General features: G+C 63.9%; 10 protein-coding genes. 8 read left to right on the top strand and 2 right to left on the bottom strand.

Annotation, left to right across the window (positions count from 1 at the left end; translation table 11 throughout):
- The first annotated feature begins 268 nt into the window (after nt 1-268).
- The 8 genes from CCS01_RS12265 (at nt 269) to CCS01_RS35880 (ending at nt 7,010) form a co-directional block, all read left to right on the top strand.
- Complete coding sequence (locus CCS01_RS12265; RefSeq protein ID WP_104519107.1) at nt 269-538, top strand: HU family DNA-binding protein; 270 nt, start codon at nt 269-271, stop codon at nt 536-538.
- Nucleotides 539-1,359: 821 nt separating this feature from the next.
- The gene (gene sdhC / locus CCS01_RS12260; protein ID WP_239992133.1) at nt 1,360-1,791 is read left to right on the top strand and encodes a succinate dehydrogenase, cytochrome b556 subunit; all 432 of its coding nucleotides are present in this window, start codon (nt 1,360-1,362) and stop codon (nt 1,789-1,791) included.
- Nucleotides 1,792-1,800: 9 nt separating this feature from the next.
- Nucleotides 1,801-2,196, top strand: a complete 396-nt coding sequence (gene sdhD / locus CCS01_RS12255; protein ID WP_104519105.1) for a succinate dehydrogenase, hydrophobic membrane anchor protein — start codon at nt 1,801-1,803, stop codon at nt 2,194-2,196.
- Nucleotides 2,197-2,215: 19 nt separating this feature from the next.
- Nucleotides 2,216-4,027 (top strand): succinate dehydrogenase flavoprotein subunit, encoded by a 1,812-nt coding sequence (gene sdhA / locus CCS01_RS12250; RefSeq protein WP_104519104.1) that lies wholly within the window; start codon nt 2,216-2,218, stop codon nt 4,025-4,027.
- Between the two features lie 40 nt (nt 4,028-4,067).
- The gene (locus CCS01_RS12245; RefSeq protein ID WP_104519103.1) at nt 4,068-4,850 is read left to right on the top strand and encodes a succinate dehydrogenase iron-sulfur subunit; all 783 of its coding nucleotides are present in this window, start codon (nt 4,068-4,070) and stop codon (nt 4,848-4,850) included.
- 354 nt (nt 4,851-5,204) lie between these two features.
- Entirely contained in the window at nt 5,205-5,903 is a 699-nt protein-coding gene (locus CCS01_RS12240; protein ID WP_104519102.1) for a glutathione S-transferase N-terminal domain-containing protein, read from the top strand.
- Between the two features lie 105 nt (nt 5,904-6,008).
- Entirely contained in the window at nt 6,009-6,362 is a 354-nt protein-coding gene (locus CCS01_RS35885) for a response regulator (RefSeq protein WP_338049977.1), read from the top strand.
- A gap of 153 nt (nt 6,363-6,515) precedes the next feature.
- Nucleotides 6,516-7,010, top strand: a complete 495-nt coding sequence (locus CCS01_RS35880; protein WP_338049976.1) for a GGDEF domain-containing protein — start codon at nt 6,516-6,518, stop codon at nt 7,008-7,010.
- On the opposite strand, the gene rpmG is transcribed toward CCS01_RS35880, so the two are convergent.
- Both rpmG and CCS01_RS34625 read right to left on the bottom strand, forming a co-directional pair.
- Nucleotides 7,003-7,170 carry a 50S ribosomal protein L33 gene (gene rpmG, locus CCS01_RS12230; RefSeq protein WP_104519101.1) on the bottom strand — a complete coding sequence of 56 codons (168 nt, stop codon included), beginning with the start codon at nt 7,168-7,170 and terminating at the stop codon, nt 7,003-7,005. The two genes, CCS01_RS35880 and rpmG, sit on opposite strands and share 8 nt — an antisense overlap.
- Nucleotides 7,171-7,686: 516 nt before the next feature.
- Nucleotides 7,687-7,973, bottom strand: a 287-nt coding sequence (locus tag CCS01_RS34625) for a hypothetical protein (protein WP_204848240.1), incomplete at its 5' end; no start/stop codon positions are given.

Here is a 7,973-nt window from a genome sequence, read left to right as displayed (position 1 = left end):
GAATGAACATCGGCGACGCTTCACCCATTGGGTGCGGCTCCTTCGCAGCGCGGTAATGATGACAACACGCTGATTCGGAAGGATATTTCGGAAAGTACAAGTGAAATTTTCGTGTAGCGACGAATAAGGCGGGATCAGGCGTTACCGGCGGATCGGCGTTCGAATGAATATCAGATGATATGAAATTATCTCGCAATTTTGCAAAGACTTCCGTCTCGTTCCATGAAATTACCATTGTGCGCCGAATTTCGACGAAGAAGGAACGGAGATGTCTAAAGCGTTCATCGCCCGCGTCATTCAGCAATCAACTGACGTGACAGGGGCTGCGGCCAACCGCGCGACCAATCACCTGATTGATGCCATCGTGAAGGAGATGAAGCGGACCGGCAAGTTCACGCTTCCAAGCTTCGGCACCTTCACCGTCCGCAAGACCAAGGCCCGCAAGGCGCTGAACCCCCGGACTGGCGAGTCGATTAAAGTAAAGGCCGGCAAGACAGTGCGGTTCAAGGCGTCGCCGGTCCTGAAAAAGCTTGTATGAAGCCCTGAACCATGAGGCCGTCTGTGGCCGCCGATGACCTGATGGACTGTGCTGTCCAAGGTGTTCTGCTCGGTGCACGAAGCGAAAGGGGGGCTTGCGCGACAGGAAGCCGCCTTGAAAGAGCGCAGTGGGCTTCGGAGGATTGGCCATCCGCCATGGAGATCTTACCGCAAGCGCGCGGTGCCCGGGCAGCGCGCTGCGCCTGAGACGTCGCAGTCCGAGGGCCGCAACGGCATCAACAGAATACGCTCATCCGCCACCACCTCAACCCTCAGTTGTAACCGTCCCACCCAACCAAAGCAATACGCGGCACCCATAGGAAAACAGGTAGATCATCGATCACTGGTGCGGCATCGGCGCCGGGGCCTGATCGGCCGGACCAGGCCATGGGAAGCGCCATCCCAGGCCAGACCGGCGGTGGACGTGCTGGAGCCGGTCAAGTCCCGGCAAAGCCAGGCGCGCCGCCATCGGCCGTAGCCTCTTCCGCGCCCCGGGCCGGGCAGCCCCCGGAAACGGAGCGGCGCCCGCATTGGCCGTGGCCAGCGCCCCACCACGCCGGTGGCGCTTCAGCCACGCAACCCGATCAGGCAGATGGCAATCGACCGGCCCATGGCGTTGGGCGGGTCGGCAGGAATGCCACCGGGTCACCGCCACGGCCCGCCGTAGTCGTTCCGCCGCGAAGGTTCCGCCGTCGAACAACCGAGCCATGGCCCGATTTGGGATGACCCGCGTTGACCCCTCCATCCCACAAGGTTAAGCACCCGCGACGGTTCGGTGCCACCGTCACGATAGAAATGGCGCCCCCAGACCTGGAGCAACCGGTGAAGGACGTACGCGAGGCGCTGATGGTTGCGCGCAACACGGACGGCAAGCTTGTGCGCCGTCCGTTGTCCCCTCATGTTCAGATCTATCGCTGGCCCATCAGCATGGCGCTGTCGATCCTGCACCGCGTGACCGGCGTCGCACTGGGCGTGGGGACCCTGTTGCTGACGTGGTGGCTGGTCGCCGCCGCCACATCGGATGCGGCATTCGCGACGGCACAGTGGTTCATCGGCTCGGCGCTCGGGCTGCTGCTGCTGTTCGGCTGGTCGTTTGCGTTGTTTTTTCACTTGTATAGCGGCGTGCGCCACCTGATCTGGGACGCGGGCGTTGGGTTCGACTCGCCAACATACAACGTCACTGGCTGGGCTGTGGTCATCGCCACCGGCGTTTCGACGGTCCTGGTCTGGGTTATCGGCTTGGCAGTTTGGTGAGGGATTATTATGGCGGGAACACCCCATGTCGACATGCTGCGCTCCCCGCTGGGCCGGGCGCGCGGCCTGGGATCCGCTAAGGCGGGATCGGCGCACTGGCGGGCGCAAAGGACGACCGGACTCGCCCTGCTGCCGCTGAGCCTCTGGTTCATCTATTCGGTGATCCACCTGGCCGGCGCCCCGCGTGCGGCGGTGATGCACTGGATGTCCGCGCCGGTGCCGATGGTGCTGATGCTGGCGCTGATCATCGCCACGTTCCACCACCTGCAGATGGGCCTGCAGACCGTGATCGAGGACTACGTCCATCATGAACCGGCGAAGATGGTCGCCCTGCTGCTGGCGCGCGGGGGGCCCTGGCTGCTGGGTTTGATTTGTTTCGTCTCGGTGCTGAAAATCGGCTTCTGAGCACACAGGGAAGAGCTTGATGAACGCGATCACGATGCCCTCGTCACGTGCCTACAACGTGATCGATCACACCTATGATGTCGTTGTGGTCGGTGCCGGCGGGTCCGGCCTGCGGGCGACATTCGGCATGGGTGCGGCCGGTCTGAAGACGGCGTGCATTACCAAGGTGTTCCCGACCCGCAGCCATACCGTCGCGGCGCAAGGCGGCATCGGCGCGGCCCTGGGCAACATGGGCGAGGATGACTGGCGCTGGCACATGTATGACACCGTCAAGGGATCGGACTGGCTGGGCGACCAGGATGCCATCGAGTACATGTGCCGCGAGGCCATTCCCGCGGTTTACGAACTGGAACACTACGGTGTTCCGTTCAGCCGCACCGAGGACGGCCGCATCTACCAGCGCCCGTTCGGCGGCCACATGAAGGAGTACGGCAAGGAGCCGGCGATGCGCGCCTGCGCGGCGGCGGACCGCACCGGTCACGCCATCCTGCACACGCTGTATCAGCAAAGCCTCAAGCACGAGGCCGAGTTCTTCATCGAATACTTCGCCCTCGACCTGATCATGGACCAGGAAGGCGCGTGCCGCGGCGTCATGGCGTGGAACCTCGAGGATGGGTCCATCCATCGCTTCCGGGCGCAGACGGTGGTGCTGGCTACCGGCGGGTATGGCCGGGCCTTCCTGTCCTGCACCTCCGCGCATACCTGCACCGGCGACGGCACCGGCATGGTGCTGCGCGCCGGCCTGCCCTGCCAGGACATGGAATTCGTCCAGTTCCACCCCACCGGGATCTTCCCGGCCGGCTGCCTGATCACCGAAGGCGCCCGCGGCGAGGGCGGCTACCTGACTAATTCCGAAGGCGAGCGCTTCATGGAGCGCTATGCCCCGACCGCCAAGGACCTCGCGAGCCGCGACGTCGTCTCCCGCTCGATGACCATGGAAATCAACGCCGGACGCGGCTGTGGCCCGCACAAGGACCACATCATGCTGCACCTGGAGCACCTGGGCGCCGATCTGCTGCACGAGCGGCTGCCGGGGATTTCCGAGACGTCGAAGGTGTTTGCTGGCGTGGACGTCACGAAGGAGCCGATTCCGGTCCTGCCCACAGTGCACTACAACATGGGCGGCATCCCAACGAATGTGCATACAGAAGTATTGCGGCCGACCAAGGATGACCCGGATGCAACCATTCCCGGCCTGATGGCCGTCGGCGAGGCCGCCTGCGTGTCGGTGCATGGCGCCAACCGCCTGGGCACGAACTCCCTGCTCGACCTGGTGGTTTTCGGCCGGGCCGCGGCGCACCGGGCGGCCGAGATGCTGAAGCCGGGCGCCAGCCAACCGTCGCTGCCGCCGAAGGCCGGCGAAGCGTCGCTCGACCGGTTCGACCACACCCGGTATGCCAAGGGCGGCACCAAGGTGGCGGACCTGCGCTTGGCGATGCAGCGCTCGATGCAGGGCCATGCCGCGGTGTTCCGCACCGCCAAGAGCCTGACGGAAGGCGTGGCGAAGATGAAGCAGGCATGGGGCGGCCTGGCCGACATGTCGGTGTCCGACCGCAGCCTGATCTGGAACAGCGACCTGATGGAAGCGCTGGAACTGCACAACCTGATGGGCAGCGCGATGACCACCATGGCCAGTGCCGAGGCGCGCCACGAAAGCCGCGGCGCCCACGCACACGACGACTACCCCGAGCGTGACGACCAGAACTGGATGAAGCACACGCTGTCCTGGTGCAATGCCAAGGGCGACGTGACGCTCGATTACCGGCCCGTCAGGATGCGGACGCTGACCAACGAAGTGTCGGTCTTCCCGCCGAAGAAGCGGGTTTACTAGGCCCGCTTCGCACGTCATTCCGTAGGATCAGAAGAAGACCATGGTCGCATTCAACCTTCCCACCAACAGCCGCGTGACCCAGGGCCGGACGTTCAAGGCGCCTGCCGGGGCGAAGCGGATCAGGGAGTTCAAGATCTATCGCTGGTCTCCGGACGACGGCAAGCCGCCCCGGACCGACACGTATGAGGTGGACCTGGACGCCTGCGGGCCGATGGTCCTGGATGCGCTGATCAAGATCAAGAACGAGGTCGATCCGACGCTGACCTTCCGGCGCTCGTGCCGCGAGGGCATCTGCGGCTCCTGCGCGATGAACATCGACGGCGGCAACACGTTGGCGTGCCTGAAGCCGATCGAGGAGGTCAAGGGGGCGGTCAAGATCAACCCGCTGCCGCATATGCCGGTGGTCAAGGACCTGGTGCCAGACCTGTCGCAGGTGTACGCGCAGTACCGCTCGATCAAGCCGTGGATGCAGGCCGATACCCCGGCGCCGCCGGATGGCGAGCGGCGCCAGAGCAAGGAGGAGCGTGCCAGGCTCGATGGCATGTGGGAGTGCATCCTGTGCTTCTGCTGCTCGACGGCGTGTCCCAGCTATTGGTGGAACGGCGACCGCTACCTTGGTCCGGCGGTGCTGCTGGCGGCTTACCGGTGGATTGCCGATTCGCGCGACGAGGCGACGGGCCAGCGGCTGGATGAGCTTGAGGATCCGTTCAAGCTGTATCGCTGCCACACCATCATGAACTGCACCGATACCTGTCCCAAGGGCCTCAATCCGGCCAAGGCCATCGGCGCCATCAAGCAGATGATCATCGACCGGCAGGTTTAGCGCGCCACCGGCACGATGCAGGACCGAACCGCCACCCGATTGTCATGGCCCGGCTCGTCCGCATTGGCGCTGACTGAAAGAGACAGGGCCGGGTCCGTTGCCCCACCGTCATGGCCGGGCGTGTCCCGGCCATCTGCGCACGAACGGCGCGGGGTAGATGGCCGGGACACGCCCGGCCATGACGGAAAGAGAACGGCTGCGGCGCCAAATCCTTCTCCGGCAATCGCTCTATCCTGATACGCAAGGGAACGCGCCCAGCCATGACGTTGGAGCGGAAACGCTCGCACCATGGGCTTTGACGCCGCACCCGCAACCGGCGATGCTCGGACCGCAAATCGCCTCAGGGGGGCGCCCATGATAAAAGTCTGGACCTGGCCGACGCCAAACGGCCACAAGGTTCATATCGCTCTGGAGGAGCTGGGACTTCCGTACAAGATCATCCCGGTCAACATCGGAAAAGGCGACCAGTTCAAGCCGGAATTCCTGGCGATCACGCCCAACCACCGGATTCCGGCGATCGTCGATCCCGACGGCCCTGGCGGCAAGCCGCTCACGCTGTTCGAATCCGGGGCGATCCTGATCTACCTGTCGGAAAAGACCGGCGGGAAGCTCATGCCGGCCGGTGGCGCCGAGCGCTACCTGTGCCTGCAATGGATGATGTTCCAGATCGGCGGCACCGGCCCGATGTTCGGGCAGTATAATCACTTCGCCAACTACGCCAGCCAGAAGATTCCCTACGCAATCGAGCGCTATATGAACGAGGTCAGGCGCCTGCACCGGGTCCTGAACAAGCGCCTGAGCGAGTCCGAGTACCTGGCCGGACCGGACTACACGATGGCCGACATCATCAACTTCCCCTGGATCCGGAACCCCGAGCGCCGCGCCATCGACCTGTCGGACTATCCCGCCGTGAAGCGATGGCACGATGCCATCGCGGCGCGGCCGGCGGTGCAGCGCGGGGTCGAGGTCCTGGCCGAGAAGCAGCGCCGCACGCAAATGACCGACGAGGAACGGGACATCATGTTCGGGAAGACGCAATTCGCGGTTCGCTGACCTGCAATTGTCACCGATTCGATCCGTTCCGGGCCTCGGCTATAAGCTGGCGCGACGGACGCCATTTCCGACGGTGGCGATCAGTCAGGGAAAGATCGGCACCGTATGACCGCGCGTATTCTGATCGCCGACGACGTGCCAGCCAACACGCAACTGCTCGCGGCACGGCTTTCGGCGGAATATTATCAGGTCAAGACCGCTCGGGACGGGTTCGAAACCCTGGCGTTCGCCACGATCTGGCAGCCTGACCTGATCCTGCTGGATGTGATGATGCCCGGCATGGACGGCTTCGAATGTTGCCGCCGGCTGAAGGCGGACGCCGCGACGCTGCACATTCCCGTCGTCATGGTGACGGCGCTCGGCGAACCCGCCGAACGCCTGCGCGGCCTTGAGGCCGGCGCCGACGATTTCCTGACCAAGCCCGTCGAATCCAACATGCTGATGGCGCGGGTCCGGTGAGAAGGATCGTATTCTGCGGGGCGTCGAACTCGGCGCGAACGACTGGCTGCTGCGGCCGATCGGCACGCATGAGCTGCGTGTCAGGGCGCGCAACCAGATCCGCCGGAAGATCTACCAGGACGGACTGCGATCCGACTTCGGCGCCCGCTGGAGATGGCGCTGACCGGTCTGTACAACCAGCACTATCTGCGGCGCCACCTGGGCGGATTGATCGAAACCGGCCAGGGCCGCCAACTGGCGGTGCTGATGATCGACGTCGACCACTTCAAGTCGGTCAACGACCGGTTCGGCCACGCCACGGGCGACCAGGCGCTACGGCTGATTGCCGACTCGATGCGCATCAATACGCGCATGTTTGACTCGGTGGCACGCTATGGCGGCGAGGAGTTTGTCGTGGTCATGCCGGGAACCGGACCACAGGAAGCCGATGCCGCGGCCGAGCGGCTGCGGCTTGCTGTCGAGAGCATCGAATTCATCGCTGCATGCGGGACCCGGACGCCGCTGACAATCAGTATCGGGATTGCCAGCGCCCGGATTCAGACCATTGCGCCGGACACACTTCTGACGGCGGCCGACGCTGCCCTGTATGAAGCCAAGCGCAAGGGACGCAACCGGGTGGAAGTGGCGGGGATGCTCACCGCTACTTGATCTTGGCTTCCTTGAACGGGACGTGCTTTCGCACGACCGGGTCGTACTTGTTCAGCTCGAGCTTGGTGGTCTGCGCGCGGGCGTTCTTTTTGGTGACGTAGAAAAATCCGGTATCCGCAGTGGACACCAGCTTGATTTGAACGGTGTTCGACTTGGCCATGAGGCTGATCCTTGAAACAGCGCGGACGTGTTCTCGCCCGGTGAAGCGCGGAAATTGCTCAACCGGCCCCCCGCGGTCAAGGGTTTGCTTCGCGTCCACCTGAATAGGTGATGCGCTTGGCGGGAGGGGGGCTTGCAGCAAGGCCGGTGCGCATGCCGGCGCAAAGCCACCTGGAATGGCCGATGTTCAGCGGCCCGCGCCGAAATCGCCGCGGGTCGGCTGGTCGAGTCGGCCACGGTGAGGGCCTGGATCGACAGCATCGGCACCGGCCACGAACTGCCGGTTCCGTACTCTGGCCGCTGGTGCGGAAGGTTGCATGTCTCTTGCCTCGGTCACGGTCGGCAAGGTCTGGGGGGTGGTGCCGGCGTCATCCGGCACCGTCCGTGCTGGTTCATGCTTCGAAATTTTTAACACGGAGGAAGAAGAAGGATCACGAAGGGTGTGAACGAGTCAAAGCCTGAAAATCAATCGACCCTGGCCGGAGTCGAAGCCGCTAACATCCTGTAAAATATGGCATTATTTTTTTAGAATTGCCCAGAAAACCGGTTGATTCTCAGGCTCCTGGACGACGAAGCCGGGCAGGCCGTCCTTCATGCCTGCAGTGCGGACGAATCCGGGCGGCCCAGCGCCGACGATCCACTGCACCGCGGCTGTTCGTCCAGGAACGCGGTTGGTCAGTCCCGATATCCCAGCAAGGTCCGGTCTTCGTGGCCCTTTGTGGTCCTCCGTCGTCCTCCGTGTTGAAAATCGGTAGGCGATCCAGCCTCCGCCGCCGCCTTGACCCGCCCAGGCCAGTTGTGCCG

The sequence above is a fragment of the Rhodopila globiformis genome (assembly GCF_002937115.1).
Classification (GTDB): Bacteria; Pseudomonadota; Alphaproteobacteria; order Acetobacterales; family Acetobacteraceae; genus Rhodopila; species Rhodopila globiformis.
This window is presented reverse-complemented; position numbering and strand designations above follow the sequence as displayed.